This is a genomic window from Pseudomonas sp. LBUM1668 (assembly GCF_059695715.1).
On record NZ_CP166787.1, the window covers coordinates 4239714 to 4266455 of the forward strand.

Here is a 26742-nt window from a genome sequence, read left to right on the forward strand (position 1 = left end):
GATGAAACCCCACGCCACAGCCATCAACCAACGCCTGCTACGCGGCCAGACACCGTCGTATGAACGATTACAGGCGCGTCTGGCTGAAGACGGCAGCGAACTCAACACCACCCCGATTGCCGTGCATTGCGGCTGGGGCCGGTTGCTGATCGGTCACACGTTTCCCGACCCTGGATCATTGGCCCAGGAACTGCTCAACGAGCAGCCGGGCGAGCGTGATATCGCCCTGTACGTCGCCGCGCCGCAGCAGATTCTCGGCCTCGAACCGACACAGTTGTTCCTCGACCCGTCCGACACTCTGCGCTTGTGGTTCAGCGACTATCGTCCGGCCACTCGCGTGTTTCGTGGCTTTCGCATTCGTCGTGCGCAAAGCGAAGCGGACTGGCAGGCGATCAATCAGCTGTACCAGGCACGCGGCATGTTGCCGATCGATCCCGCGCTGCTGACCCCGCGTCATGAGGGCGGCCCGGTGTACTGGCTGGCTGAGGACGAGGACAGCGGCGCTGTTATCGGCAGCGTCATGGGCCTCAATCATCGCAAGGCGTTCAACGATCCGGAAAACGGCAGCAGCCTCTGGTGCCTGGCAGTTGATCCACAGTGCTCGCGGCCCGGAGTCGGCGAAGTGCTGGTGCGCCACTTGATCGAGCACTTCATGAGTCGCGGCTTGAGCTACCTGGATCTGTCGGTACTGCACGACAACCGTCAGGCGAAAAACCTCTACGCCAAACTCGGTTTCCGCAACCTGTCGACCTTCGCGATCAAGCGCAAGAACGGCATCAACCAGACACTGTTCCTCGGTCCGGGACCGGAAGCCGATTTCAATCCCTACGCGCGGATCATCGTCGAAGAAGCCCATCGGCGTGGCATTGATGTGCAAGTGGATGACGCCGACGCCGGCCTGTTCACGCTCAGTCACGGCGGGCGCCGCGTACGCTGCCGCGAATCGCTGAGCGACCTGACCAGCGCGATCAGCATGAGCCTGTGTCAGGACAAAAGCCTGACCCACAAAGTGCTAAAAGACGCCGGACTGAAATTACCGTCGCAGCAACTGGCGGGCAATGCCGACGACAATTTAGAGTTCCTCGATGAGCATCAGCGGGTGGTGGTCAAACCGCTCGACGGCGAACAGGGTCAGGGCGTTGCCGTGGATTTGCAGAGCATCGAAGAGGTGCAGCAGGCCATCGAAACAGCGAAGCAGTTTGACAGCCGTGTGCTGCTGGAAAGCTTTCACGAAGGTCTGGATCTGCGGATTCTGGTGATTGGTTTTGAAGTGGTGGCGGCAGCAATCCGTCGGCCAGCCGAAGTGATCGGCGACGGTCAGCATTCGATTGGCGCGCTGATCGAAGCCCAGAGCCGACGCCGGCAAGCGGCCACGGGCGGTGAAAGCAAAATCCCGCTGGACCATGAAACCCAGCGCACGCTGCATGCGGCGGGGTTCGACTACAGCAGCATCTTGCCGGCCGGCGAGCATTTATTCGTAAGGCGTACGGCGAACCTGCACACCGGCGGCACACTGGAAGACGTTACGGCGATTCTGCATCCGACGCTGGTCGATGCGGCTGTGCGTGCGGCACGGGCGCTGGACATCCCGATGGTCGGCCTCGATCTGATGGTGCCGGCGGCGGATCAGCCGGAATACGTGTTTATCGAAGCCAACGAACGGGCCGGTCTCGCCAACCATGAGCCGCAGCCGACGGCTGAACGCTTTGTGGATTTGTTGTTTCCGCACAGTCAGCCGGTTGTTTCTTGATTGCTTGGTTGCAGGACTGACGCCCTCGCTGGCAAGCCAGCTCCCACAGGTTCCCAGGTGCACACAAAACATGTGGGAGCTGGCTTGCCAGCGATGAGGCCCGATCAGGCAATACAAATTCTTTTCTCATCGAAACCATCGATGTGCTCAACCCATCAGGAGTTTCCATGACCCTCCAAACCCCCGAACCGGATCTCAACTATCTGCAAAAAGTCCTGCTGGAAATGCTCGCCATTCCCAGCCCCACCGGGTTTACCGACACCATCGTGCGCTATGTTGCCGAACGTCTGGAAGAACTCGGCATTCCGTTTGAGATGACCCGACGTGGCACCATTCGCGCGACGCTCAAGGGTAAAAAGAACAGCCCCGATCGCGCCGTTTCCGCGCACCTGGACACCATCGGTGCCGCCGTGCGGGCGGTGAAAGACAACGGTCGCCTGACGCTCGCACCGGTCGGCTGCTGGTCGAGCCGTTTTGCCGAGGGCAGTCGCGTCAGCCTGTTCACCGATAACGGTGTGATTCGCGGCAGCGTGTTGCCGCTGATGGCTTCCGGGCATGCGTTCAATACCGCCGTGGATGAGATGCCGATCAGTTGGGATCACGTCGAATTGCGCCTGGATGCCTACTGCGCAACCCGGGCCGATTGTGAGTCGCTGGGCATTAACGTCGGTGACGTCGTGGCGTTCGATCCATTGCCGGAATTTACCGAAAGCGGCCATATCAGCGCCCGTCACCTCGATGACAAGGCTGGCGTCGCCGCGCTGCTGGCAGCACTCAAAGCCATCGTCGACAGCGGTCAGGAACTGATGATCGACTGTCATCCGCTGTTCACCATCACCGAGGAAACCGGCAGCGGTGCAGCGGCGGCATTACCGTGGGACGTCAGCGAATTTGTCGGCATCGACATCGCGCCGGTCGCGCCGGGCCAGCACTCCAGCGAACACGCGGTGAGTGTGGCGATGCAGGATTCCGGCGGGCCGTACGACTATCACCTGTCGCGGCACTTGCTGCGCCTGGCCAGTGAAAACGAGCTGCCGGTGCGCCGTGATCTGTTCCGCTATTACTTCAGCGACGCGCATTCGGCGGTAACCGCCGGCCACGACATCCGCACTGCCCTGCTCGCCTTTGGCTGCGATGCGACTCACGGCTATGAGCGCACGCATATCGACAGTCTGGCGGCGCTGAGCCGCTTGCTCGGGGCGTATATCCTGAGCCCACCGGTATTCGCCAGCGACGCGGCGCCGGCGAATGCTTCGCTGGATCGCTTCAGTCATCAGATCGAGCACGACACGCAGATGGAAAGCGATACGCGGGTGCCGCCGGTGGACAGTCTGGTGGGGCAGCGTTCAGATAGCTGATTTTTTATTGACTGGACTATGGCTATCGCGAGCAGGCTCACTCCTACAGGGGAACGCATTCCAATGTAGGAGTGAGCCTGCTCGCGATGCGGCCGTATCAGGCAACACAAAACTGGCAGGTAACCCGCAATCGCCGTAGCATCCCGACATTGATTTAGCCGAGGTGCCCATGCTCATTCCTTACGACGCTCTTGAAGTCGACACCCTCACCCGCCTGATCGAAGATTTCGTGACCCGCGACGGCACCGACAACGGCGACGACACGCCGCTGGAAACCCGCGTACTGCGTGTGCGTCAGGCGCTGACCAAGGGCCAGGCATTGATTGTTTTTGATCCCGACAGCGAGCAGTGCCAGTTGATGCTCAAGCACGACGTGCCCAAGCATCTGTTTGACTGAAACCTCAACGGGCCTTTTCCAGGGCCTGTTTGCGCTGGATCCGTTCATAGACTTCCGCGCGATGCACATTGACCTTCTTGGGTGCCTCGACGCCAAAGCGCACACTTGCACCGTTCACTGACAGAACGCGCAGGGTGATGTCGTCACCAATTGAAATCAACTCACCAACGACACGGCTGAGTACAAGCATGAGATTCGTCCTTCAGGGTTAGCGAGCAATGAAGATGCGCGGCTTGCGGCGCCGGTTCAATGCATCGCGGACAAATCAGTAATGCCCTACAACCCTTCAGCGCGCCGCCCTTCAGACGTTTCCCGCAAATGGTTAAACAGCCTTTATCTCAAGCGGCAGAAAAGCGCGGCCCGAACAGAATCACGCTGGCACCGATCACGCACAGTGCCACGCCGATCCAGTCCGACCCCAATGGCCGAACCCGCTCGACTACAGCCAGCCAGCCAATAGACGCCACGATGTAAATCCCGCCGTAAGCGGCATAGGCACGCCCGGCGTAGGCCGCTTCAACACGCGTCAACAACAGAGCAAACAACGTCAGGCTGAGCAGCGCCGGGATTACCCACAGCGCACTTTTGCCCTGACGCAGCCACATGAAGAAGGCGAAACAACCGGCGATTTCAAACAATGCCGCGAGGAAGAACCACAAGTAATTGAGCATCAGCGCGTCTCGACAGGGTGACCATTGCGGCCACCCTAACGACGGTGCGTGTAACGGACAAGATCAACCGTTGTTTTGTTTGGCCTTGGCGCGCATTTTCTCGGCCATGGAGGTCATCTCGTTGTAGAGCAGTTGCGGATTCTTCTGCTTGATCGCCCATGCCATGCGCCCTTGTTCGTGGGGCAAGATCATGAATTCGCCGGCCGCTACTTGCTGATAGATGTAGTCGGCGATGTCCGCTGCGCTGATCGGCGAACTTTCCAGCAACTTGCCGACCTGGGCTTTCATCGCCGGGGTCGGGCCACGGAACGAGTCGAGCAAGTTGGTCTGGAAGAACGACGGGCAGACCACATGCACGCCGACTTCCTGTTGCGCCAGTTCAATCAACAGGCTTTCCGACAATGCCACCACACCCGCCTTGGCGACGTTGTAGTTGCTCATGGCCGGGCCTTGCATCAACGCCGCCATGGAGGCGATGTTGATGATCTTGCCTTTGCTTTGCTCAAGCAGTGGCAGGAACGCTTTGCAGCCCTTGACCACGCCCATCAGGTTGATCGCTATCTGCCAGTCCCAGTCTTCCAGCGACAGTTCGCTGAAGAACCCGCCCGAAGCAACACCGGCGTTGTTGACGATGATATCGATACCGCCAAGTTTCTCTTCGCAAGCCTGGGCGAACGCGGTGAGCTGGCTGTAATCACGCACATCGCAGCGCTGGATAAAACCGTCGCCGCCGGCCTCGCGGACCAGTTTCAAGGTTTCCTGCAGACCGGGTTCGCTGACGTCGGACAAGGCCAGTCGCCAGCCTTCACGCGCCCAGCGCAGCGCGATTTCGCGACCCAGGCCTGAGCCTGCGCCAGTGATCATCATGCGATTTTGCATAGCAGACAGCCTTGTTGTTCCGGGAAAGATTCGCCGAGTGTAGCGAAGGAACGGTGTCCACCCACGCTCCATCAAGTTGCTGAATGCAAGATCAAAAGATCGCAGCCTTCGGCAGCTCATACATGGATCGGTGTAGAAGCTGCCGAAGGCTGCGATCTTTTGATCTTAGGCTTCAAAGGAAATAAGCAAGCAATCCAAATAACTTAAAAAAACATTGAATTTTCTTTCATTCAGACCGGTCGGAATTTGTAAGCCGTCTGGAATTACTTAGTCTCCAGTCGCCCTAGAACACCAAGACTTCTCGAACGCTATCAACAAGGAAATCGCCATGGGCACAATTCTTATCATTATCCTGATCCTGTTGCTGATCGGCGGTCTGCCGGTCTTCCCGCACTCCAGAAGTTGGGGTTATGGTCCATCGGGCATTATCGGCGTGGTGTTGGTCGTGCTGCTGGTGCTGCTGTTACTCGGTCGGATATAACGATTCAAGCGTAAAAAAAAGAGGCCCTTTTCAGGGCCTCTTTTTTATTGTGCGGATCTTTGCAGCTGGATCAGTCCGGCTTGCCGTGGATTACACCGGCGGTGTTGTCCATCAGACTCTTGGTCGCCGTTTGCAGGAACGCTTCGAGTTTGAGTTTCAACTCGGCAGTGCGCGGTGCATTCGGCACGACCTGGGCACCTGGATTGGCACCCAACTGGTAATTCCAGATCTTCGGCCCCATATCCTTGTCTCTCGGCAGCACGAGGATCTGGTCAGCGGTAACGATCGCGGTGGTCTGCTCGCTGCCCGACGGCTTGATCACACCGAAACCGGTGTCGCCTTCCGGCAGATCGAGCAAGTCCCGACCCCAGCATTGATGACGCACTTCGCCACCGAGGCGACCCATGATGGTCGGCACGATGTCGATCTGCGTGCCCACGGTGTGGTCACGCGTACCAAACTTTTCCTGGATGCCCGGTGCGATCATCAGCATCGGCACGTTGAAGCGACCCAGATCCATTTCGGTGATCTGGCGCTCGTTGCCGAAACCGTGGTCACCGACGATGACGAACAGGGTTTCCTTGAAGTACGGCTCTTTGCGCGCCTTCTCCATGAACTGGCCTAGCGCCCAGTCGGAGTAACGCATGGCGGTCAAGTGCTCGTTCAGCGAGCCTCGGTCGGTCACGCGCTCAACCGGCAATGGCGTCGGCAAGGCGTACGGCGTGTGGTTGGACAGGGTTTGCAGCAGCGCGTAGAACGGTTTGCCGTTTTCCCGCGCCTTGAGCTCCTGCAGGCCACGGTCGAACATGTCCTGATCGGACACGCCCCACGTTGGATCGGAGAACACCGGGTTGACAAAGTCGTTACGGCCAACGAAGTTGGTCATGCCCTGGTTGCTGAAGAAACCCGACTGGTTGTCCCAGGCAAAGTCGCCGTTGTAGACGTAGACATCGTCGTAGTCACGGGCACTGAGCAACTGCGGCAGGCCAGACAGCTTGTGACTGCCTTCCGGGGTCTGCATCAGGTATTCGAAACCCGGCAGGTTCGGGAAGCAGGCCATGGTCGCGAACATGCCCTGGTGGGTGTGCGTGCCGTTGGAGAAGAAGCGGTCGAACAGCAGACCTTCCTTCGACAGCTTGTCCAGATACGGCGTGATGTTGCCCGGTGCACCCAATGCGCCGACCGAGTGACCGGCCATGCTTTCCATCAGGATCACGACGACGTTCTTGATCGGCAGGGTCTTGTCGGCGAGCGGCGTGTAGTCGCGGCGCACGGCGGCGATGTCGGCATCGACCAGTTTGTCTTGCGGCATCACCAGCATGTCGCGAACGATTTGCTGCGCTTGCTCTTGCGGCAGCGTGGCTTTCCAGATGTTGTCGCGATCCTCGCCCATGCGCGACTTGGCGGCAGCGATCAGCGACAGCGTGCCGTTAAGGCCGAGCTGGTTGGCGAAGTTGGAGTCGGTGGTGTACACGTCGCCCCAGCGCATTGGCGGGCCTTGACGCAGGGTGCCGCGCGCAGCGACCACGCAGATCAGCAGACAAACCACGAACACCGCAAGACGGGTGTACCACGGCGCCACCTGACGGGAGCTGACAGTACCGCCGCTGAAAGGTCCGCGTGGACGCGTGGCACGGTCGGCGCCTTTGAACGCCAACGTCAGAATCACCGTGCCGATGACCCACGCCAACAGATAGCGCACCACGGGGAAACCGTACCAGAGCATGCTCATCACGGTTTTCGGGTCTTCCTTCACGTACTGGAACACCAGGCCGTTGAGGCGCTGGTGGAACTCACGGTAGAAGTCCATCTCCATCAGACCGAGGAACAGCGCGATGCTCGACGCAACGGTCAGCCACAACCGGAAGAAGCCGCGCGCCGCCATGGCCCGGGCGCTGAACAGTGCCAGCACCAGCGGAATGCTCAGGTAAACCACCAGGCGCAGGTCGAAACGCAAGCCGTTGGCGAACGCTTCGAGGAACGTCGCAGCCGGGGTGTCGAGGATCATCTCGCGGTTGTAGACCAGCAGCGCGAGGCGCAGCACGGAAAACATCACCATCATGACCAGCGCACAAAGCAGCGTGTAGGCCAGATGCGATTTGACGGTCGGTTGCAGCAGGCGACTGGAAGATCGCTGCTGATTCAGGGCGTCCGGGTTTGCCATGTCGTTTTAGGACCCATTGGAAGTTGAAGTTGCAAAAATACAGCGGCGCCATGCCCTCTATTGGTCATTCCAGACCCCGGGGCGTGCGCAGTGCGCAAATGTTGCACGATCACCGGCACCATTGCCATTGATTAGTGCCCTGTCGCCAGAAGCATTCATTTGAAGTAACGGCCACGGGACAGCGTGGAAATAGCGCGGGCGGATTGTCTTGAACGCGTTGTGAAAATTTCGTTCAACGCATATCTGGAAACACAATATAAACCGCAAAACAAAACGCCCCGAATCAATCGGGGCGTTTCACTGAACACGAGAATTACTTCTCGGCGCGCTCTTTCAGGGCTTTCAGGGTATTGAAAGGAGCATCGACGACGAACTTGTTAGCAACCAACGCCGGGACGCTGCCACCTGGCTCGGTGTGCACTTGATAGGTCACTTCAACCTGATCGCCCTTGGGCACGAACTTCCAGAAGCCCTTGACCTGGGCCACGCGGACAAAGCCTTTTTCTTCCGGAACGTATTTCGGCACACCTTCAAGCGTGCGGGTCAGGCTGCCATCGGCGCCTTCGACGGTGGTGACATGTGTTGCCGAATCACGCGGAGTCACGGGCCACGGCGTATTGAACTGGGTGTAAGTCCAACTCTGATCGCCTTCGTGCTTGAGCAGCTTCTGGGTTTTGCATTCGTAAATCCAAGCACAAGCGCCCGTCACATCGTCCTGAAGTGCGCGCAACTTGGCGACAGTGGTCTTCATCAAGGCTACGCCCTGATAGGACTTGTAGTCCGAGCCTGGCACTTCACTCAGGGAAACCTTGATGCCGTCCTCGTTCTTGGCGACTTTCCAGTCTTCAGCCTGCGCCAGCGGCGTGGCCAGTACGGCGGTCAAACCACACAACACAGCGATACGATGCAGCGAACCCATAGTCTTATTCCTTATTGTTGAAGTTCCGTTCGTTTGACACATCAGGCCGCCGTCATTTGCTCCCACCAGCCGATCAACTTGATCGCCTCTTCCTGGCTATCGCCACAGACTTCGATATCAGCGGCAAAGCCCGAACAGACAGCCGGGCGCTCCGGGCGGCCGAAAATGCTGCACAGGTTTTCGACCGAGAGTTGCACGCAACGTTCGCCGGCAGGTTTGCCATCAGGCATGCCGGGAATCGCCGAGCTGATGGAAGGGGCAATGCAGCAGGCGCCACAGCCTTCACGGCATTTCATGACGAACAAATCCTCGCGACGGGCGATGTGTGAAAGGGACACGGAACAGGGTAACCGCTAAAACGGCTGTTTAAAATTCCCTGCACCGGGGTTTTTACGGATAAGTGAATGTGACTGACCAGTCTCCGACAAAGCGTCTGGTTCGCGGGTCACAGATGCGTTGGATTTACTGTTTGAATTCGAAATCCAGGGCTGCGCCTTCGACTTCATGGCGGTCTTCATTGCGCAGTTGCAACTGCATTTCGTTGCTGAGCAAACGGCCATTAAGCTGGAATCCGCTGTTCTTCTCGCCAAACATCTGCGGCAGGATCGGTTCGCGCTTGGGCAGAATCACCGTGCCGGGCGGTTTCAATTCTTCAACCATGTCCTTGGGCAAGCTCAAGTCGAGTCTGGCTGAGGGCAGTCTGGTTTTCGCCACTTCGCGGGCAGATTTCGACTTGGATGCCACTGGCGCACGCTTCTTCACCGGCGCAGCTTTCTTCTTCTGCGCATTGGCAGGAGTATTTTTTTTGCTCGCCAGCGGTTTCTTCTGGGTCGCCGCCGCGGCCGGTTTTTCCTGAACCGCAGCCGCCATGACATCCGGCGAATGACTGATCATCAGCAAGCAAAGGACAATCCCGGCGGCAGAAAAAATCGCTTTCATGAACCCAACGACACTAACGGCAGAGGGCCATATGCTCGCTTGTTGAGCGTCACAAGACAAGCATGTCCGTACGTTCGTTCAGAAACCGACCGCCGTTTCCTGACACAGTTGGGTTGCGAGCATTCCAAGGGTCATCAACGCCCGCTCCGCCTCGCGGTTCCACGGAATGCCGCAGTTCAGGCGGATACAGTGGTTGAATTGCTCGGTATTACTGAAGATCAGCCCGGGGGCAATACTGATGCCCTGCTGCAACGCGCGCACGTGCAACTCCTGAGTATTGACCCGCCCCGGCAGACTCACCCAGAGGATAAAACCGCCCGTGGGCCGGGTCATTTGCGTGCCTTCGGGGAAGTGCTGCTGCACCGCCAACTGGAAGGCGCTGAGGTTTTTCCGGTATTCCTGGCGGATGTACCGTAAATGCCGGTCATAACCGCCGTTTTCCAGGTAGGCGGCAATCGCCATTTGCGTCACGCTGCACGCCGAATGGGTGCTGAAGGTCTGCAAACGCTGGATTTCCTGCTGGTACTTACCGGCAATCATCCAGCCGATCCGCACACCAGGCGACAAGGTCTTGGAGAAGCTCGAGCAGTAGATCACTCGATCGAGTCGGTCATACGCCTTGAGGGCCTTGGTGCGGCCTTGTTCAAACATCAACTCGCCATAGATGTCGTCTTCGACGATCTGGATATCGAAATCCGAGGCCAGGCGCAGCAGTTGTTTCTGCCGCTCTTCCGGCATGGTGCCACCCAAAGGATTGCTCAGGCGCGTGGTCAACACCAACGCCTTGATCGACCACTGGTTGGCGGCCAGCTGCAGCGCTTCGAGGCTCATGCCAGTGGCGGGATCGCTGGGGATCTCGATGACTTTCAGGCCCAGCAGGTCGGCCAGTTGCAGCAGCCCGTAATAGGTCGGCGACTCGGCGGCGATCAGATCGCCCGGACGGGTGAGCACCCGCAGCGACATCTGCAACGCATCGACACACCCGTGGGTGATCACCACTTCGGACGGGTCGACCACCACACCCGCATCGCGCATGCGGATCGCCACTTGCCGGCGCAGCGGTTCGAAGCCGGGGCTGAACATGTAGCTGAACGCTCGCGGGCTGTGGAAGCGAGTGACTTTGGCCAGTTGCTGGTGCAGTGCCCGCACCGGCAAATAGTCCACGCTCGGCACTGCGGCGCCCAACGGAAATACGCCTTCGCGGCGCGACTCGACCAGAACCTGCTGAATGATGCTGCTGCGCGTGACCAGCCCTGGCCGTTCGACCCGGGCGATATCCGGCGTCGGTGCCGTCAGCGCGGGCGTCTGGTGCACGTAATAACCGGACTGTGGCCGTGCGCGAATCAGGCCCTGGTCTTCGAGATTGGCGTAAGCCTGCAACACCGTCGCATGGCTGACATTGAGCTGCGAACTCATCTTGCGTACCGAGGGCACGCGCTCCCCCGGTTGATAGACACCACGGCGGATGTCTTCGGCCAGTTGCTGAGCAATACGTTGGTAAAGCAAGAGATTGGTCATGACGCAGCACTCGATTTCACGGGCATTTTATTCTTGTGTGAAACAATACCGGAACAGTTTAGAAGTGTACTGGGACAGTTGTCACCATAGACGACCATACAGTGGGTTGTCTGCCACAACTGTACTGATTTGCGAGCAATTCGACAGGTGTAAAAAAGCCCGGCACTGCATGACAGTCCGGGCTTTCCAGAGACGCAACCCTCAACGGGCGGCGCCGAGCTGGCCTTTTTCGTCAGAGAACACAATTTCCACACGACGGTTCTGTGCTCGCCCACGCTCGGAAGCGTTGACGTCCACCGGGTATTCGTCGCCGTAACCTTCGACCTGAATACGTTTGTCGTCGATGCCCAGGTCCATCAGCACATCGGCCACCGACTGCGCGCGGTCGCGGGACAGTTTGAGGTTTTCCTGTTTGCCGCCGGTGCTGTCGGTGTAGCCCTCGATACGCACCACGCGTTTCGGATTCAGCTGCAGGAACTGCACAATCTTCAGGACCACGCGGTTGGCCGAGTTTTTCAGCTCCGCTTCACCGGTGTCGAACAACACGTCACCCAAGGTCATCACCAGACCACGATCAGTCTGCGTGGTGGCCAGCGCAACAATCTGCTCTTCGAGCCACTTGCCCTGCTGCTGCACGCTCAGCAGTTTCGATTCACGCAGGGCCAGTTGCAGGCGCTGACGATCCAGTTCGAGCTTGGCTGCACGCTCTTCGTTGAGCACTTGATTGGTGTGCTCACGGGCAATCGCGCTGTAACGCTGGCTAAGGTAGGCGTAGTGCACCACGTCCGAACCGCTGCCCCAGTAAGTGGACAGGCGATCGGCACGGGCCAGGGATTCACCGGCGCGGATCACGTCTTTCGGCGCAATGCGCAGCACGTTGGAATCTTCCTTGACCTTCTGGAAGTCGGTGCCGGCGTCTTGCAACGCGGACTCACTGTGCTGACCGGCGCAGCCGAACAGGCTTGCGCAACCGGCGAGGATCAGACCACCGAGGACCTGGGATTTGAGGCTCATTGGGCATCTCCCAGTTGCTTGCGCAGACGGACAATGCGGGTGTTCAGCACATTCAACTGTTCTTCGCTTTTCTGGGTCAGTACTTTGGCTTCTGCCAGACGTGCGTCGAGTTCGGCCTGTTCGGAACGCATGCGCGCGTTCCGAAAGGATTCGTCTGCCATATTGCCTTTGGCCCGGTTGTACTTGGTTTCGGCCAGTTTCATTTCCGGCACGTCATCGCCAGTGGCACCGACGGCCTTGGCCTGGGCGATGGCCTGCTCGGTCAAACGCATTTGTTCAATGGGTGCCGGATCGGTCGCGCAACCGGCCATGGCCAGAACGGCCACCGCCGCGAAAAGAGGTCGAATACTCACTAAGAATCCCTACTGTTTTGGGGCACTGACAGGTTGTTGCGGCTGTTGCTGCTGCGCCTTCCAGCGCTCGATATTGCGTTGCAGCGCGGCTTCCGTCAGTCCGGACGCGGGCAATTCTGTCATCTTTTTGGCCAGCTGTCCGCGCAACCACGGATCGTTGCACGCCGAGTTATGGGAAACCGCGAGGAACAGACCCGGTCTGTCGATGGGTTGCTCGAACGCCAAGAGGTCATTGGCCATGCCCAACGCCTGCGCGGCGGCCATGCCCGAGTAGCGTCCGGCGAGTACATATTCCACTTCGCCCAGCAGAAGTTTCTGAAAGGCCTGGGTGAGGTTTTCTGTCCGGACAAGGGTCAATTGCTGATCGGCGAAAGTGCCAAATGCCTGGGTCATCCGAGACTTTTCCGACACGCCACCGGTATGACCGTGCAGGTCACCGGCTTCGCTGTAGGTCAGCGTCGAGCCTTTGCGCGTCCACACCAGGTAGTCGTTTTCCAGCAATGGTGGATGGATATAGTCGAGATTCTCCAGCTCATTGAGCGTCAGCGGCGCGTCGGCCAGCATGTCCATGCGCCCACTGCGCACCTCGTCGAGGGCCTGCGAGCGCTTGCCGGCGTAGAGCAACTCGACCTTGATGCCCAAGTCCTTGGCCACTTGCTGCAACAGGTCTGCGCTGGCACCGATCATTTGCTTGGGGTTTTGCGGATCCTGCCACAGATACGGTGGAGCATCCGGACTGCCGGTTACGATCAGGCGCTCGCACTTGCCCGCAGCCGCGGCCAATCCTGGCAACAGGGCCAATCCCAACAACAATCCGCAGCGCAGATCCATGGCGAAACGCTCCCACTCAAACCCGAGACAAAAAAAAGCCCGACCAAAAGGTCGGGCTCTTTATAAGTGAAGCCGCTGGATTAGACCAGCTTCTCCAGCTCAGGGATTGCTTCAAACAGGTCCGCTACCAGACCGTAATCAGCTACCTGGAAGATCGGCGCTTCTTCGTCCTTGTTGATCGCAACGATCACTTTGGAGTCTTTCATGCCGGCCAGATGCTGGATCGCGCCGGAGATACCGACGGCGATGTACAGCTGTGGCGCAACGATTTTGCCGGTCTGACCGACCTGCATGTCGTTCGGTACGAAACCTGCGTCGACTGCGGCGCGCGAAGCACCTACAGCAGCGCCCAGCTTGTCGGCCAGGGCGTACAGGTGTTTGAAGTTGTCGCCGTTCTGCATGCCGCGGCCGCCGGAAACGACAATCTTGGCAGCGGTCAACTCAGGACGATCGGACTTGGCCAGCTCTTCGCCGACGAAGCTCGAAGTGCCCGCATCGTGAGCAGCGCCAACGGCTTCAACAGCAGCCGAACCACCTTCAGCGGCAACCGGATCGAAACCGGTGGCACGCACGGTGATCACTTTGATCGCAGCAGTCGATTGCACGGTAGCGATGGCGTTACCGGCGTAGATCGGACGCTTGAAGGTGTCAGCGCTTTCTACCGAGATGATCTCGGAGATCTGGTCAACGTCCAGCTGTGCAGCAACGCGCGGCAGGATGTTTTTGCCGTTGGAAGTGGCGGCAGCCAGAATGTGGCTGTAGCCAGCGCCGAGTTCTGCAACCAGAGGAGCAACGTTTTCCGGCAACTGATGCGCGTAAGCCGCGTTGTCAGCGTTCAGGACTTTGCTCACGCCAGCGATTTTTGCAGCAGCTTCAGCCACGGCGCCAGCGCCCTGACCTGCAACCAGAACGTGGATGTCGCCGCCAATTTTGGCAGCAGCAGCCACGGTGTTCAGCGTGGCCGGGGCCAGCACTTTGTTGTCGTGTTCGGCGATTACCAAGATAGTCATGATTAGATTACCTTCGCTTCGTTTTTCAGTTTCTCGACCAGTTCAGCCACCGACTTGACCTTGATGCCTGCGCTGCGTGCAGCCGGCGCTTCGACTTTCAGGGTCTTGTTGGTGGAGGCGGTGGAAACGCCCAAAGCGTCCGGAGTCAGCACTTCGAGAGGCTTCTTCTTGGCTTTCATGATGTTTGGCAGGGACGCATAACGCGGCTCGTTCAAACGCAGGTCGGTGGTGACGATCGCCGGTAGTTTCAGCGAAACAGTTTGCGCGCCGCCGTCGATTTCGCGGGTCACGGCAACGCTGTCGCCGGAGACTTCGACTTTCGAGGCGAACGTGCCCTGACCGTAGCCGCTCAATGCAGCGAGCATCTGGCCAGTCTGGTTGTTGTCGCTGTCGATGGCCTGTTTGCCAAGGATCACAAGCTGAGGCTGTTCCTTGTCGACCACAGCCTTGAGCAGCTTGGCCACGGCGAGCGAGGTCAGATCTTCAGCGGATTCGACGAGGATGGCACGGTCGGCACCCAGAGCCAGTGCGGTACGCAGCTGCTCCTGAGCGGTGGTCGGGCCGATGGAGACGACGACGATTTCAGTCGCAACACCTTTCTCTTTCAGGCGTACGGCTTCTTCCACTGCGATTTCGCAGAACGGGTTCATCGACATCTTGACGTTGGCGAGGTCTACGCCGGAATTGTCCGCCTTGACGCGGACCTTGACGTTGTAATCCACAACGCGTTTGACAGCTACAAGAACCTTCATGGATTCCTCGTTACTCTCCGGTGAAAAGAAAGTCGCCTAGGCGAACCTGGCGGTTGATGCTCATCGGGCTACAAGGGCACCTCTAAAAACGCCGGCCTGTGTACGAGATGATTCCACGCTGCGAAGTGCTGTGACCGTTCGTCAGTGGTGACCGACAAGTCATGCCTCTTCACGGTGTGTAAACTGCGCGCCGGACCTGCGCTGCGCATCACCTTGTACTGCCTACGCCCTGTCTTTAGAGGTGCTCTTGAAACCGCCAGTCTGCCTACGGCGAGCGCAAAACCGCCCGTATCTTGACCGGAACGCCTATTCCGGTCAATACAGCAAAATGACCATTCATAAGCCGCGCTTCTTTGATTTATCTGGGCTGGAGCCGATTCAAACAAACGTTTGTATTGGACGCTAGGAGTGGTGTAGATATAATGCGCCCCCTAGAGAGAAAGGTGGCTTCTCCTTTATCCCCTTGACGTTAACGTAAAGGCGTAGCGGAAGCGACATCAAACCTCCATATTAGAAAAAAAACTGTTGAGCCTTGAGTAGGAGATAGCCTGTGGAACGCGAATACATGGAATTCGACGTGGTCATCGTCGGTGCCGGCCCCGCTGGCCTGTCCGCCGCCTGCCGCTTGAAGCAGAAGGCCGCCGAAGCCGGTAAGGAAATCAGCGTCTGCGTGGTCGAAAAAGGCTCCGAAGTCGGCGCACACATCCTTTCCGGTGCCGTATTCGAACCCCGCGCACTGAACGAACTGTTCCCGGACTGGAAAGAACTTGGCGCCCCGCTGAACACGCCGGTTACTCGCGATGACATCTTCGTGCTGAAAAACGCCGAAAGCGCGCAGAAAATTCCAGACTTCTTTGTGCCCAAGACCATGCACAACGAAGGCAACTACATTATCTCCCTGGGCAACCTGTGCCGCTGGCTCGCCCAGCAGGCCGAGAACCTGGGCGTAGAAATCTACCCGGGCTTCGCTGCTCAGGAAGCGCTGATCGACGAGCAAGGCGTGGTTCGCGGGATCATCACTGGCGACCTCGGTGTCGATCGCGAAGGCAATCCGAAAGAAGGCCTGTACACCCCGGGCATGGAACTGCGTGGCAAATACACGCTGTTCGCCGAAGGTTGCCGTGGCCACATCGGCAAGCAACTGATCAAGCGCTACAACCTCGACAGCGATGCCGACGCCCAGCACTACGGCATCGGCCTGAAAGAAATCTGGGAAATCGATCCGGCCAAACACCAGCCAGGCCTGGTGGTACACACCGCCGGTTGGCCGCTGGACATCATGGGCACCGAGAACACCGGCGGCTCTTTCCTCTACCACCTGGAAAACAATCAGGTAGTGGTCGGTCTGATCGTTGATCTGTCGTACAGCAACACCTACCTGTCGCCGTTCGACGAGTTCCAGCGCCTGAAACATCACCCGGTGCTGGCTCAGTATCTGGAAGGCGGCAAGCGCATCAGCTACGGCGCCCGCGCAATCAGCAAAGGTGGCCTGAACTCGCTGCCGAAGATGGTTTTCAAGGGCGGCGCGCTGATCGGTTGCGACCTCGGCACCCTGAACTTTGCCAAGATCAAAGGCAGCCACACCGCGATGAAATCCGGCATGCTCGCCGCCGAATCGGTGGCTGACGCGCTGTTCGCTGAAAAGGACGGCACTGAAGAGCTGACCACTTACGTCGACGCCTTCAAGAAGAGCTGGCTTTACGACGAACTGTTCGCCAGCCGTAACTTCGGCCCGGCGATCCACAAGTTCGGCGCCATCGTCGGCGGTGGTTTCAACTGGCTGGATCAGAACATCTTCGCCGGCAAACTGCCGTTCACCCTGCACGACACCAAGCCGGATTACGCCTGCCTCAAGCTCGCGGCCGACTGCAAGAAGATCGACTACCCGAAACCCGACGGCAAACTCAGCTTCGACAAACTCAGCTCGGTGTTCATCTCCGGTACCAACCATGAAGAAGAACAGCCTTGCCACTTGAAGCTGACCGACCCGAGCATTCCGATCAGCAAAAACCTGCCGCTGTACGACGAGCCGGCGCAGCGCTACTGCCCGGCCGGCGTGTACGAGGTGATCACCAAGGAAGACGGCGAGAAACGCTTCCAGATCAACGCCCAGAACTGCGTGCACTGCAAGACCTGTGACATCAAGGACCCTTCGCAGAACATCACCTGGGTGACGCCGGAAGGCGCTGGCGGCCCGACTTACCCGAACATGTAAGCCGAACCGCTTAACAACAAGGCTCCCGAAATGGGGGCCTTTTTGTTGCCGCAATTCAGTGCATCACATCAAACCCTGTGGGAGCTGGCTTGCCAGCGATGGCGGTGGATCAGGCGACATCTATGTTGAATGTGCCGGCCTCATCGCTGGCAAGCCAGCTCCCACAGGGATTGTGTAAATCCTCAGGCAGCGCGCTCATCACCCGGGCTGCGCTCAAAGTAGCGCTTATATTCACGACTGAACTGCGACGTACTCTGATACCCGACCCGATGCGCCACCTGCGCCACACCCAGTCCCTCAGCCACCAACAACGTCTGCGCTTTCAACAACCGTAAACGTTTCAAATACTGCACCGGCGACAACAACGTGCTGCGTTTGAAATGCTCATGAAAGGTCGACACGCTCATGTTCGCGCAACTGGCCAACGTTTCGACGTTCAACGGCTCAGTGTAATGCGCGTGCAAATGACTGATCGACGCCGCCACCCGGGCGAACTGCCCCTGCTGCTCAACCAGCGCACGCAACACATCGGCCTGCGGTCCGCGCAAGGCGACGAACAGCAACTCGCGAATTCGCGCCGGGCCCAGAATCTGACACTCCAGCGGATCGTGCAGACAACCGAGCAACCGTTCGACACAGTCGCGCATGTCATCGTCGAGCACCACCGACGTCATCGACTCCGGTGTTTGCGCGGGAATATGCCGCCCCGGCGCCAGCCCCATGGCCAGCACCAGCTCGCCGAGCAAAACACGGTCGATCGCCACCGACACACCCAGCAGCGGCGCATCCGGCAAGGCAAAGGTTTCACACTCGAAAGGCACCGGCAGCGCCTGAATCAGATAATGTCCGGCGCCATATTCCATGGTGCGCGGCCCCAGAAACGCCAGTTTGCTGCCCTGGGCGATGATCATCAGGCTCGGTTCATAGATGTGCGGGCCACGGGCAACATCGCAACTGGCGCGCAGCACCTGCACGCCCGGCAGCCCGGTCGGGGAATAACCGTCGCGCAGTGCCAGCGGTTCAATCAGCGAAACCAGCGTGGCGTTGGCATCAAGGTGACGAGTTAATTGCATCGAGGTTCTTCAGAAAAAAGTAACGGAAAAAGGCATGAAAGCATCATCGCAGATCCTTTTGCCAATGCGACTGAACAAACCCGCTTGCCGGAGGATTAGGCATGAGACCCGGAGGAATCGCCATGGCCGGACAGTCGCGCGGCGCCCAAAATGCGCCGCCTCACTTGTCACTGCTTTGCGAGGTTTCACATGTATACCGCTATCGGCTATGCCGCCCAATCGGCCACCACGCCCCTCGCCCCGATGAAATTCGAACGACGCAGCCCTCGCGCCGACGACGTCGCCATCGAAATTCTCTACTGCGGCGTGTGCCACTCCGACATCCACCAGGCACGCAACGAATGGGGCATCGCTGTTTACCCGTTGATGCCCGGCCACGAGATCGTCGGAAAAGTCACCGCAATTGGTGCGAATGTCACCCAACACAAAGTAGGCGATCTGGTCGGTGTCGGCTGCATGGTCGACTCCTGCCGCAGTTGCGAAGCCTGCCAGTCGAACCTCGAGCAGTATTGCCTCGAAGGCCCGACCATGACGTACGCCACCCCGGACCGTATCGATGGCAGCAACACCATGGGCGGCTACTCCGACAGCATCGTCGTCAGCGAGCACTTCGTCGTGCGCATCCCGGAAAAACTGGCTCTGGCCAGCGCCGCGCCAATTCTCTGCGCCGGCATTACCACTTACTCGCCGCTCAAGCATTACGGCGTCAAGGCTGGCGACAAGGTCGGGATTCTCGGCATGGGTGGCCTGGGCCACATGGGCATCAAGTTCGCCAAGGCGATGGGCGCCGAAGTCACCCTGTTCACCCGTTCGGCGAGCAAGGCTGAAGAAGGTCGTCGTCAGGGCGCCGATCATGTGATCGTGTCCACCGATGCCGAGCAGATGAAGGCTGCCGCGGGTTACTTCGACTTCTTGCTGGACACCATTCCGGTGCAGCACGACCTCAACCCGTACCTCGATACCCTGCGCTTTGATGGCGTGCACATTCTGGTCGGCCTGATCGAGCCGGTTGATCCACCGGTACACGCCGGCAAACTGGTGATGAGCCGTCGCGTACTCGCCGGCTCGTTGATCGGTGGCATTGCAGAAACCCAGGAAGTGCTGGATTTCTGCGCCGAGCACAACATCACCTGCGACATCGAAATGCTCGACATCCGCCAGATCAACGAGGCTTACGCCCGCATGATCGCCGGCGACGTGAAGTACCGTTTCGTGATCGACATGGCAACGCTCAAGGTTTAATCACACCTTTAAACCCAGCTCCGCCGATAGCCGGGCTGTGACCCCTTTGATCAGGGGAATCAGCTCGGCCATTTTCTCCAGCGGCATGTATGGCACGGTGCTGGCGATGCTGATCGCCGCCACAATGCCCTTGCTCGCATCACGTATCGGCGCCGCCACGCAGCGGATCGACGGTTCGTTGTCTTCCAGATCGAACGCGTAGCCACCCGCCACGTATTCGGTCATGCGTTGTTCAAGCTGTTCCCACGACTGCTGCGGATGCTGCGGCCAGAACTGACTTTTCCCACCCGCCGGAAGGCTGATGTCGTACAGACGCTGCCAATCCTGCGGCGAGTCATCGAGCATCAACGCCTTGCCGATCCCGGTGCGTGCCAGCGGCATACGATGGCCGACCCGCGAACGCATTTCCGGGCCGTTGCGTCCCGGGTTCTTCAGCAGATACAGCACTTCATCGCCTTCACGAATCCCCAGGTGAACGGTGTCACCGGTCAGTGCCGACAACTCATCCAGATAGGGCCCGGCCAGGTTCACCAGCGGCAGTTCTTCACGCGCCTGAAAACCCAGTTCGATCAGCTTCGGCCCCAACAGATAACCGACTTGCGGCACTACGCGCAGATAGCGCTCGTCGACCAGACAACTGGCCAGACGATGGGTGGTGCTGCGCGTGGTGCCGATCAGCCGGGCAATTTCCTTGAGATCACGCGCGCCACTGGCCACGGCTTGCACCACGCCCAGTCCGCGAAGCAGCGTCTGGGTGCCAGTGGGTGCGGCGTCCTTGGTTTTTTCCGGAGCGTCTTCCTGCATATCCAGCCTTTACCGTTGAGCGAGGGAACGGGCGGCATTATGGTCGCCCGACGCTAAGCACTACAACTCGATACGTTCAACCTTGCCCACCAGCAGCACGTAGGACAAAGCACCGATCAACGCCAGAACCGCGATATAGGTGATCGCCGGGGCGAACGAATCACCGCTGGCGAGGAACCCGATCACGATTGGCGTGGCAATCGCCGACAGGTTGCCGATGAAGTTGAACACCCCACCGGTCAAGCCGAGCAGGCGTGCCGGCGCCAGTGTCGACACCAGCGACCAGGTGATCGATGCCAGGCCATTGCCAAAAAACGCCAGCGCCAGAAAGGCAATCACCAGCGGCGTCGACTCGACGAAGTTGGCGCCGATGATCGAAGTGGAAATCAGCAGCCCGCCAATGATCGGCAACTTGCGCGCAAACCCGATGGTGTAACCGCGACGAATCAAGAAGTCGGAAAAAAACCCCGAGCACAACACGCCTACGAACGCGGCGAGAAACGGCAACGAGGCCAGCAAGCCAGACTTGATGAAGTCCATGCCGCGATATTTCACCAGGTAGGTCGGGAACCACGTCAGGAAAAACCACAACGTCGAGTTCAGGCAGAACTGGCCGAGGTAGATGCCCCACAACTTGCGTTTGGTGAGAACGATGCCGAGATCGGTCCAGCTGAATTTGGCTTTGACCTTGGCGCTATCGGCCTGGATATCCACCAGCCCGCCGCCCTCGCGGATCAGCTCGATTTCTGCATCGTTGGCCCCTTTGAAATCCCGTGGCTCGCGGTACACCGCGTACCAGATCGCCGCCCAGATAATGCCCACCGCACCTGTCGCGACGAACACCATGTGCCAGCCGAATTCGTGTTGCAGCCACGCGAGAACTGGCGTGAGGAAGGCCAGCCCGACAAATTGCCCGGAAGTGTAAAAACCAATCGCCGTGGCGCGTTCACGCTCGGGAAACCAGGTGGTAACCACGCGACTGTTGATCGGATAGGCCGGTGCTTCCAGCGCGCCGACTGCCATGCGCAGCACGAACAGCGCAATGAAACTGGCGGCGAAACCGAGCATCACGGTGGCGATCGACCACGACAGTAGTGCGACGCTATAAAGAATCCGTGGCGGCACGCGATCCACCAGCCAGCCGCCGGGAATTTGCATGGCAGCGTAGGTCCAGCCGAATGCGGAGAAGATCAGGCCAACGTGAATCGGGTCGATGCCCAGCTCGCTGGTCAGGGCCGGCGCGGCAATCGACAGGTTGCTGCGGTCGAGGTAGTTGATGACCACGGTGATAAACAGCAACACCATGATGAAAAAACGCTTTCGGCTGGGCGTGACTAAAGACGCCTGCCCGGTGAGGGTTTGCGGTTGCATGAGAGATGCCTCTTCTTATGTTTATTTGAGGTCCTGACGCAAATCTCCCATCCATGGAGATCAATTGTGGGAGCTGGCTTGCCAGCGATAGCGGTACATCTGTCACATCAGTGTTGGACGTGCCGCCGTCATCGCTGGCAAGCCAGCTCCCACAGGGATTAGTGGTGTGTCAGGCGGGACTCACCACTCGGCAAAACTGCCATCGGCATGGCGCCAGATCGGGTTGCGCCAGCGGTGGCCGACGGCCGCGCGTTCGATCACATATTCCTCGTTGATCTCGATACCCAACCCCGGTCCGTTCGGAATCTTCACAAAGCCCTTGTCGTAATCGAACACCCGCGGATCCTTCACGTAGTCGAGCAAGTCATTGCTCTCGTTGTAATGAATGCCCAGGCTCTGCTCCTGAATAAACGCGTTGTAACAAACCGCATCCAGTTGCAGACACGCCGCCAGCGCAATCGGCCCCAGCGGGCAATGCAGCGCCAGCGCCACGTCATAGGCTTCGGCCATGTTGGCGATCTTGCGAGTTTCGGTAATGCCGCCGGCGTGGGAGGCGTCCGGCTGGATGATGTCGACGTAGCCTTCGCTCAACACGCGTTTAAAGTCCCAACGCGAGAACAGCCGCTCGCCAAGGGCAATTGGCGTGCTGGTCAGCGGTGCCAGTTCTTTCAGCGCTTCGTAGTTCTCGCTGAGCACCGGCTCTTCGATAAACATCAGTTTGTAGGGGTCGAGTTCCTTCATCAGCACCTTGGCCATCGGCTTGTGCACGCGACCATGGAAATCGACGCCGATGCCGACATTCGGCCCGACCGCATCACGCACGGCGGCGACGTTGGCCAGGGCGAGGTCGACTTTTTCAAAGGAGTCGAGAAACTGCAGCTCTTCCGTGCCGTTCATTTTTACTGCGGTAAAACCACGGCTCACGGCCTCTTTCGCCGCACGCGCGGTGTCGGCTGGACGGTCGCCGCCGATCCACGAATACACGCGGATCTTGTCGCGCACCTGACCACCAAGCAGATCACTGACCGACACACCAAGCGCCTTGCCCTTGATGTCCCACAGCGCCTGATCGATACCGGCCAGCGCACTCATGTGGATCGCGCCGCCACGGTAGAAGCCGCCGCGATACAACACCGTCCAGATGTCCTCGATGTTGCGTGGGTCTTTGCCGATCAGGTAGTCGGACAATTCCTCAACAGCCGCCGCCACCGTGTGCGCGCGACCTTCAACCACAGGCTCGCCCCAACCGGTCACGCCCTGGTCGGTTTCGATCTTGAGGAAGCACCAGCGCGGCGGAACGATGAAGGTTGTGAGTTTGGTGATTTTCATCTTGTTGTCTCTCTTATAGATGTAGCGCTCGCAGCGCCAAAAAGTCTTAGCGAAGGGCTTTCCAGGCAGCCACATAGGCCTTGGCATTCGCCGCTACTTGCTCAACGCTCATCCCCGGTTTGAATAGCCCCGAGCCGAGACCGAAACCCTTGACGCCAGCGTCGATGAATACCTGCATGTTGTCCGGGGTGATGCCTCCGACCGGCGCCAGAATCGTCCCGGCCGGCAATACCGCCAGCCAGGCTTTAACGACCGCCGGGCCCATCTGCTCGGCCGGGAACAGCTTGAGAATGTCCGCGCCCTCCTCCAGCGCCGCGAAGGCTTCGGTCGGCGTGGCAACGCCGGGCGACAGGTACAGCCCCGCCGCTTTCGCCGCGCGCAATACCTTGGCATCGCTGTGCGGCATGACGATGACCTGGCCACCGGCCGCCTTCACCAATTCGACCTGTTCGGGGGTCAACACCGTACCGGCACCGATCAGGCAATCGGCGGGCAAGGCCTTACGCAGGATGGCGATACTTTCGTACGGCGAAGGGGAATTGAGCGGTACTTCGATGACGCGAAATCCGGCCGCATACAGGACTTCTCCCACAGCGGCAGCTTCCTGCGGATGCAGGCCGCGCAGAATCGCGATCAGACCGTTTTGCGCCAATGCTTGCTTAAGCATGTCAGGCCTCCAGTCGGGGTTAACGGGATGAGGAATCGATCAGTCCGGCAGCCAGCGCCAGTTGCCATAAGCCACGCTCGGTGGCCTGTTCGGCCAGCGTCACGTTGGCGAAGCCACAGGCGTCAAGGGCACGGCTATAGCGTGCGCACAGTTGCGCATTGCCAATGAGGATGATCGAGGGAAGATTCGGATTGTCACGACGACGGCGCTGAGCGGTGGCAAGTGCCGCCAACTCATGACCAATCATCAGGCCGGACAAGTAATCCGCTTGCGCCGTCGGGCTGAGTTCGCCGGTCAGGCCCAGGGTACGGGCACTGAACAATGTAGAGAGCACACCGAGTTCACCGTCCGCCGACAGCGCAACCTGCACGCCGCGGTCAAATGCCTGACCATCGAAAGCGGCACCTTGCTGTTGGGTGCGGCCGAGAATGCTGTGTTCGCTGAGCACGGCGAACACTTCGCCGGTCATGAAGGTGTCGAAATGGGTGATGCAGCCATCGACCACCTCCACCCATTTCGAGTGGCTGCCCGGCAGGCCGATCAACAGATCACCGCCCGCCTCGACAGGTAGATTCTGCAGAACGCCCAGCACTTGGGTCTCTTCGCCGCGCATCACGTTCGGCAGACGCGAACGCTGAATCACGCCCGGCACGATATGCACTCGCGTACCGCGAAGAGTGACAACTGTTTGTAGGGAATTTCCGAGATTGGCGACGTTCGCCGGTGTGTCGCAGTAGGCAGCTTCGCGCCAGCCTTGCGCGCTGCCGACCATGCCGCAGGCGATCACCGGCAGATCCGGCTGCGCATCGAGCCAGTCGCCACAGGCCTCATCGAAAGCCAGTTCAAAACCGTCGGCACATTCGCGACCGTTGATGACTCGCGGGTTCTTCGGCAGTTGCATGATCCCGGACGACAGCGAGCGCTGTTCCAGCACCACACCGCCCGCCGCGAGTTTGTAAGCACGTAATGAGGTCGTCCCCCAATCGAGCGCGATCAATTGCGCCAGCATCGCTTCACCTGTTTTGTTTTTGGCAGTGAGTGCGACGGACTATAGACCTCTCAGCAGCAAAATCTCAATATGTAATTTCACATCCCATATTTTGGGACGAACTCAATCCGCGGCGTCCATCGCTCCACGGGTTGCAGTTTTTTATCGAGGATGACGCGCAGTACTTCATGTTCGCTGGCTCCGACTTCATGCGTCCGCCCTTCCTGATCGGTTACACCGGGCTCCAGGCGCCCATCCCCTCTGATGATGGTGTACGCCGCAAGCGGCGCGGGAGTTTCATCTACCTCTGAAACAAGTCGTAATTTGGTCTTGTATGGCGCGAATGAAGCGAGCATGCCGGCATAGGGCACGTCGCTACATAAACCGAGACTGTCGATCTGGTCATACATCGGCGACCGTTCATAGCGCCAGCGCAGAATGCACAGGGGCGCAAAGGGCACCCACGTTCGCGGTTGATCAGAGGGTTTGAGCGTCAGGCGTGAAGGCGCCACCCGCGGGTTTTCCACAGCGGCGATAAACCGCGAGGTGGGCAAATACATGACCTTTGAGTAATACGCCACGAACGGAAACGCAGTAATCACCACTTTGCATGGAATGTATTCCTGCGGTTTGAGGAGCTGCACCAACTCAACGGGCCTGATCTCGTTATGACCATCATTGATGACATGGTTCTCGACCCGAATGCTTGCAAACATTTCATAACGACGATCACCTTCGATCAATCGCATTTCACTGACAGTTCCGGCAGCTTCAAGCGCGATTTGATGTTCGACGGAAAAGTCCAGATCGCCATCCAGCGAGCACTGGATCGAGGTGCCGATCTGACCTTGTCGCCCATGCACCTTATACAAGTCGATCAGATTTCTGTCGGATGTAAAACGCAGATCGTAATAGGAAGAACTCAGGTGATCGATCGAGACAAACTCAAGCCTGGCGGGAGGGACATCCAGATGCATGCAAGCCGCACACGATAAAAAACCACCGAGCAAAAACCATTTAAAAATTCGCAAACTCAACATTTAGCCCTCTGTTCGATAACACGCACAAGCTCGTTGCGGCCAGCCAGAGCACGAAAAACACTATCATCAGAAACGTAAATCACATTGGAAAAACCGGCATCTCTTACTACATGTTATCCAGCCGTCCTCACCTGCCGAGTGCCCTTGTAAAGTCCTCTGAAGGGATGCGCATAAACTCCGAAAAGTAGGTTTTATATTTCGTTGTATTGACTCTAAACGTACATACGACAAATGGGTGCGCGCTCAAGGCACTGCGCAACCTATCGCCCTCAAGAATAAGTTCCTTGCCCTGCACGTCTCCGGTCTCTCGAAAAATAACCCGGGCGATATATTTTCCTTTCGAAGAGTCCTCACTCACCTCAACGATACCGCTACCATATCGTTTCTGGTAATGACCAATAGAAAAATCCAGATCATCATCCAGGGTACAAACCAACTCCTCGCCGATTTTAGACTGGAATAACCCTAACAGATCCGTATCACTTGAGAACCAAACGAAAAACGAACTCCCACTCGGCGTAATTGAAACGCTTTGAAAGTCAAGCACCGCTATTTGCCTGCCATGATTCGAGGAACATGAACTGCATAGCAATATGGCGATTGCCAAAAAAATTCTATTCACAGCTTATTTCTCCCTGAGATAACCGAGTATCGAGTCCGCCAACAATTGACGGGCCGATTTCCCACCCTCCAGTTTTTGATCAAACATAATATCCGCATCTGCGTGATTGACATCGACTCGACCACTGACATTGGGACCTGAAGTTATCTCCCACTGTTCACCAAAGTCTGCAACAGTATCCGATATGTCCCGATTCTGGATTTTCGCCGCGCGGATATTTATCCAGAACCTGGCAGTGGGCATGCGGTCGGATCGGTTACGCGGGCAGCAGGTTTACCACTCAATTCAAAGCTCCTTGCTTCAGAGGTTCCGGGTGTGACTGGTAGATGTCGACGTCGGTCGCGGCGAAGCGCCA

27 protein-coding genes and 1 pseudogene are annotated in these 26742 nt (G+C 58.5%); 6 read left to right on the forward strand and 22 right to left on the reverse strand.

The annotated features are described in order from the left end of the window. Position 1: 1 nt before the first annotated feature. The 3 genes from ngg (at position 2) to ACA061_RS19065 (ending at position 3505) form a co-directional block, all read left to right on the forward strand. Positions 2-1750, forward strand: a complete 1749-nt coding sequence (gene ngg / locus ACA061_RS19055) for an N-acetylglutaminylglutamine synthetase (protein ID WP_497299839.1) — start codon at positions 2-4, stop codon at positions 1748-1750. Between the two features lie 167 nt (positions 1751-1917). Then, on the forward strand, positions 1918-3108 hold the full coding sequence (locus ACA061_RS19060; protein ID WP_150596250.1) for an osmoprotectant NAGGN system M42 family peptidase: 1191 nt from the start codon (positions 1918-1920) through the stop codon (positions 3106-3108). Positions 3109-3277: 169 nt separating this feature from the next. Next, entirely contained in the window at positions 3278-3505 is a 228-nt protein-coding gene (locus ACA061_RS19065; RefSeq protein WP_003236706.1) for a YheU family protein, read from the forward strand. A gap of 4 nt (positions 3506-3509) precedes the next feature. On the opposite strand, the gene csrA is transcribed toward ACA061_RS19065, so the two are convergent. From csrA to ACA061_RS19080, 3 genes are all read right to left on the reverse strand, one after another. Further along, positions 3510-3695, reverse strand: coding sequence for a carbon storage regulator CsrA (gene csrA / locus ACA061_RS19070; protein WP_150605426.1), 186 nt, complete (start codon positions 3693-3695; stop codon positions 3510-3512). Positions 3696-3843: 148 nt separating this feature from the next. Continuing rightward, positions 3844-4176, reverse strand: a complete 333-nt coding sequence (locus ACA061_RS19075) for a YnfA family protein (RefSeq protein WP_003226957.1) — start codon at positions 4174-4176, stop codon at positions 3844-3846. A 63-nt stretch (positions 4177-4239) separates the two neighbouring features. Beyond that, positions 4240-5055 (reverse strand): SDR family oxidoreductase, encoded by an 816-nt coding sequence (locus ACA061_RS19080; RefSeq protein WP_150615990.1) that lies wholly within the window; start codon positions 5053-5055, stop codon positions 4240-4242. A gap of 322 nt (positions 5056-5377) precedes the next feature. Between ACA061_RS19080 and ACA061_RS19085 the strand changes: the two genes are divergently transcribed. Beyond that, positions 5378-5536: a DUF3309 family protein gene (locus ACA061_RS19085; RefSeq protein WP_191626519.1), complete on the forward strand. Its 159-nt coding sequence runs from the start codon at positions 5378-5380 to the stop codon at positions 5534-5536. 70 nt (positions 5537-5606) lie between these two features. On the opposite strand, the gene ACA061_RS19090 is transcribed toward ACA061_RS19085, so the two are convergent. From ACA061_RS19090 to ACA061_RS19135, 10 genes are all read right to left on the reverse strand, one after another. After that, complete coding sequence (locus ACA061_RS19090; protein WP_150605424.1) at positions 5607-7700, reverse strand: LTA synthase family protein; 2094 nt, start codon at positions 7698-7700, stop codon at positions 5607-5609. 313 nt (positions 7701-8013) lie between these two features. After that, entirely contained in the window at positions 8014-8619 is a 606-nt protein-coding gene (locus tag ACA061_RS19095; RefSeq protein WP_497299840.1) for an START domain-containing protein, read from the reverse strand. 41 nt (positions 8620-8660) lie between these two features. Further along, entirely contained in the window at positions 8661-8915 is a 255-nt protein-coding gene (locus ACA061_RS19100; protein WP_150605422.1) for a YkgJ family cysteine cluster protein, read from the reverse strand. Positions 8916-9081: 166 nt separating this feature from the next. Beyond that, positions 9082-9558, reverse strand: a complete 477-nt coding sequence (locus tag ACA061_RS19105) for a translation initiation factor 2 (RefSeq protein ID WP_150605421.1) — start codon at positions 9556-9558, stop codon at positions 9082-9084. A gap of 78 nt (positions 9559-9636) precedes the next feature. Beyond that, positions 9637-11076 (reverse strand): aminotransferase-like domain-containing protein, encoded by a 1440-nt coding sequence (locus tag ACA061_RS19110; RefSeq protein ID WP_042560395.1) that lies wholly within the window; start codon positions 11074-11076, stop codon positions 9637-9639. A gap of 201 nt (positions 11077-11277) precedes the next feature. Further along, entirely contained in the window at positions 11278-12090 is an 813-nt protein-coding gene (locus ACA061_RS19115) for an OmpA family protein (RefSeq protein WP_497299841.1), read from the reverse strand. Next, positions 12087-12443: a DUF4398 domain-containing protein gene (locus ACA061_RS19120; RefSeq protein WP_042560397.1), complete on the reverse strand. Its 357-nt coding sequence runs from the start codon at positions 12441-12443 to the stop codon at positions 12087-12089. The genes ACA061_RS19115 and ACA061_RS19120 overlap by 4 nt, the downstream gene beginning before the upstream one ends. A 9-nt stretch (positions 12444-12452) precedes the next feature. Beyond that, positions 12453-13274 (reverse strand): substrate-binding periplasmic protein, encoded by an 822-nt coding sequence (locus ACA061_RS19125; protein ID WP_497299842.1) that lies wholly within the window; start codon positions 13272-13274, stop codon positions 12453-12455. Positions 13275-13354: 80 nt separating this feature from the next. After that, positions 13355-14284: an electron transfer flavoprotein subunit alpha/FixB family protein gene (locus tag ACA061_RS19130; RefSeq protein WP_042560399.1), complete on the reverse strand. Its 930-nt coding sequence runs from the start codon at positions 14282-14284 to the stop codon at positions 13355-13357. Positions 14285-14286: 2 nt separating this feature from the next. Further along, a complete protein-coding gene (locus tag ACA061_RS19135) occupies positions 14287-15036 on the reverse strand; it encodes an electron transfer flavoprotein subunit beta/FixA family protein (protein ID WP_007908338.1) in 750 nt (249 codons plus the stop codon). 550 nt (positions 15037-15586) lie between these two features. On the opposite strand from ACA061_RS19135, the gene ACA061_RS19140 reads away from it, so the two are divergent. Further along, complete coding sequence (locus ACA061_RS19140) at positions 15587-17251, forward strand: electron transfer flavoprotein-ubiquinone oxidoreductase (protein WP_150605417.1); 1665 nt, start codon at positions 15587-15589, stop codon at positions 17249-17251. Positions 17252-17433: 182 nt separating this feature from the next. On the opposite strand, the gene ACA061_RS19145 is transcribed toward ACA061_RS19140, so the two are convergent. After that, positions 17434-18324 (reverse strand): AraC family transcriptional regulator, encoded by an 891-nt coding sequence (locus ACA061_RS19145; RefSeq protein ID WP_497299843.1) that lies wholly within the window; start codon positions 18322-18324, stop codon positions 17434-17436. A gap of 189 nt (positions 18325-18513) precedes the next feature. Between ACA061_RS19145 and ACA061_RS19150 the strand changes: the two genes are divergently transcribed. Beyond that, positions 18514-19566 carry an NAD(P)-dependent alcohol dehydrogenase gene (locus ACA061_RS19150; protein WP_497299844.1) on the forward strand — a complete coding sequence of 351 codons (1053 nt, stop codon included), beginning with the start codon at positions 18514-18516 and terminating at the stop codon, positions 19564-19566. Here the strand turns inward: ACA061_RS19150 and ACA061_RS19155 are convergent, their stop codons facing one another. The 8 genes and pseudogenes from ACA061_RS19155 to ACA061_RS19190 form a co-directional block, all read right to left on the reverse strand. Further along, positions 19567-20370 (reverse strand): IclR family transcriptional regulator, encoded by an 804-nt coding sequence (locus ACA061_RS19155; RefSeq protein ID WP_150615995.1) that lies wholly within the window; start codon positions 20368-20370, stop codon positions 19567-19569. Between the two features lie 60 nt (positions 20371-20430). Then, complete coding sequence (locus ACA061_RS19160; protein ID WP_497299845.1) at positions 20431-21741, reverse strand: MFS transporter; 1311 nt, start codon at positions 21739-21741, stop codon at positions 20431-20433. Between the two features lie 180 nt (positions 21742-21921). Further along, positions 21922-23070 carry a galactonate dehydratase gene (dgoD, locus tag ACA061_RS19165; RefSeq protein ID WP_497299846.1) on the reverse strand — a complete coding sequence of 383 codons (1149 nt, stop codon included), beginning with the start codon at positions 23068-23070 and terminating at the stop codon, positions 21922-21924. A gap of 46 nt (positions 23071-23116) precedes the next feature. Next, positions 23117-23737: a 2-dehydro-3-deoxy-6-phosphogalactonate aldolase gene (locus ACA061_RS19170; protein WP_150615996.1), complete on the reverse strand. Its 621-nt coding sequence runs from the start codon at positions 23735-23737 to the stop codon at positions 23117-23119. Positions 23738-23756: 19 nt separating this feature from the next. Then, complete coding sequence (locus tag ACA061_RS19175) at positions 23757-24746, reverse strand: 2-dehydro-3-deoxygalactonokinase (protein WP_497299847.1); 990 nt, start codon at positions 24744-24746, stop codon at positions 23757-23759. Between the two features lie 77 nt (positions 24747-24823). Continuing rightward, a complete protein-coding gene (locus ACA061_RS19180; RefSeq protein ID WP_497299848.1) occupies positions 24824-25765 on the reverse strand; it encodes a hypothetical protein in 942 nt (313 codons plus the stop codon). Between the two features lie 127 nt (positions 25766-25892). Next, a complete protein-coding gene (locus tag ACA061_RS19185) occupies positions 25893-26387 on the reverse strand; it encodes a hypothetical protein (RefSeq protein WP_497299849.1) in 495 nt (164 codons plus the stop codon). Positions 26388-26608: 221 nt separating this feature from the next. After that, positions 26609-26671, reverse strand: a pseudogene (locus ACA061_RS19190) (PAAR domain-containing protein); the annotation flags it as partial. Positions 26672-26742: the final 71 nt, after the last annotated feature.

Bases quoted from the DNA above. Each gene is read 5' to 3' on its own strand.
- ACA061_RS19080 (WP_150615990.1), bottom strand. From the start codon at position 5,055: ATGCAAAATCGCATGATGATCACTGGCGCAGGCTCAGGCCTGGGTCGC.
- ACA061_RS19090 (WP_150605424.1), bottom strand. From the start codon at position 7,700: ATGGCAAACCCGGACGCCCTGAATCAGCAGCGATCTTCCAGTCGCCTG.
- ACA061_RS19125 (WP_497299842.1), bottom strand. From the start codon at position 13,274: ATGGATCTGCGCTGCGGATTGTTGTTGGGATTGGCCCTGTTGCCAGGA.
- ACA061_RS19150 (WP_497299844.1), top strand. From the start codon at position 18,514: ATGTATACCGCTATCGGCTATGCCGCCCAATCGGCCACCACGCCCCTC.
- ACA061_RS19075 (WP_003226957.1), bottom strand. From the start codon at position 4,176: ATGCTCAATTACTTGTGGTTCTTCCTCGCGGCATTGTTTGAAATCGCC.
- ACA061_RS19095 (WP_497299840.1), bottom strand. From the start codon at position 8,619: ATGGGTTCGCTGCATCGTATCGCTGTGTTGTGTGGTTTGACCGCCGTA.
- ACA061_RS19115 (WP_497299841.1), bottom strand. From the start codon at position 12,090: ATGAGCCTCAAATCCCAGGTCCTCGGTGGTCTGATCCTCGCCGGTTGC.
- ACA061_RS19110 (WP_042560395.1), bottom strand. From the start codon at position 11,076: ATGACCAATCTCTTGCTTTACCAACGTATTGCTCAGCAACTGGCCGAA.
- ACA061_RS19175 (WP_497299847.1), bottom strand. From the start codon at position 24,746: ATGCTGGCGCAATTGATCGCGCTCGATTGGGGGACGACCTCATTACGT.
- ACA061_RS19065 (WP_003236706.1), top strand. From the start codon at position 3,278: ATGCTCATTCCTTACGACGCTCTTGAAGTCGACACCCTCACCCGCCTG.
- ACA061_RS19160 (WP_497299845.1), bottom strand. From the start codon at position 21,741: ATGCAACCGCAAACCCTCACCGGGCAGGCGTCTTTAGTCACGCCCAGC.
- ACA061_RS19135 (WP_007908338.1), bottom strand. From the start codon at position 15,036: ATGAAGGTTCTTGTAGCTGTCAAACGCGTTGTGGATTACAACGTCAAG.
- ACA061_RS19105 (WP_150605421.1), bottom strand. From the start codon at position 9,558: ATGAAAGCGATTTTTTCTGCCGCCGGGATTGTCCTTTGCTTGCTGATG.
- ACA061_RS19100 (WP_150605422.1), bottom strand. From the start codon at position 8,915: ATGAAATGCCGTGAAGGCTGTGGCGCCTGCTGCATTGCCCCTTCCATC.
- ACA061_RS19170 (WP_150615996.1), bottom strand. From the start codon at position 23,737: ATGCTTAAGCAAGCATTGGCGCAAAACGGTCTGATCGCGATTCTGCGC.
- ngg (WP_497299839.1), top strand. From the start codon at position 2: ATGAAACCCCACGCCACAGCCATCAACCAACGCCTGCTACGCGGCCAG.
- dgoD (WP_497299846.1), bottom strand. From the start codon at position 23,070: ATGAAAATCACCAAACTCACAACCTTCATCGTTCCGCCGCGCTGGTGC.
- ACA061_RS19145 (WP_497299843.1), bottom strand. From the start codon at position 18,324: ATGCAATTAACTCGTCACCTTGATGCCAACGCCACGCTGGTTTCGCTG.
- ACA061_RS19180 (WP_497299848.1), bottom strand. From the start codon at position 25,765: ATGTTGAGTTTGCGAATTTTTAAATGGTTTTTGCTCGGTGGTTTTTTA.
- ACA061_RS19130 (WP_042560399.1), bottom strand. From the start codon at position 14,284: ATGACTATCTTGGTAATCGCCGAACACGACAACAAAGTGCTGGCCCCG.
- ACA061_RS19155 (WP_150615995.1), bottom strand. From the start codon at position 20,370: ATGCAGGAAGACGCTCCGGAAAAAACCAAGGACGCCGCACCCACTGGC.
- ACA061_RS19060 (WP_150596250.1), top strand. From the start codon at position 1,918: ATGACCCTCCAAACCCCCGAACCGGATCTCAACTATCTGCAAAAAGTC.
- csrA (WP_150605426.1), bottom strand. From the start codon at position 3,695: ATGCTTGTACTCAGCCGTGTCGTTGGTGAGTTGATTTCAATTGGTGAC.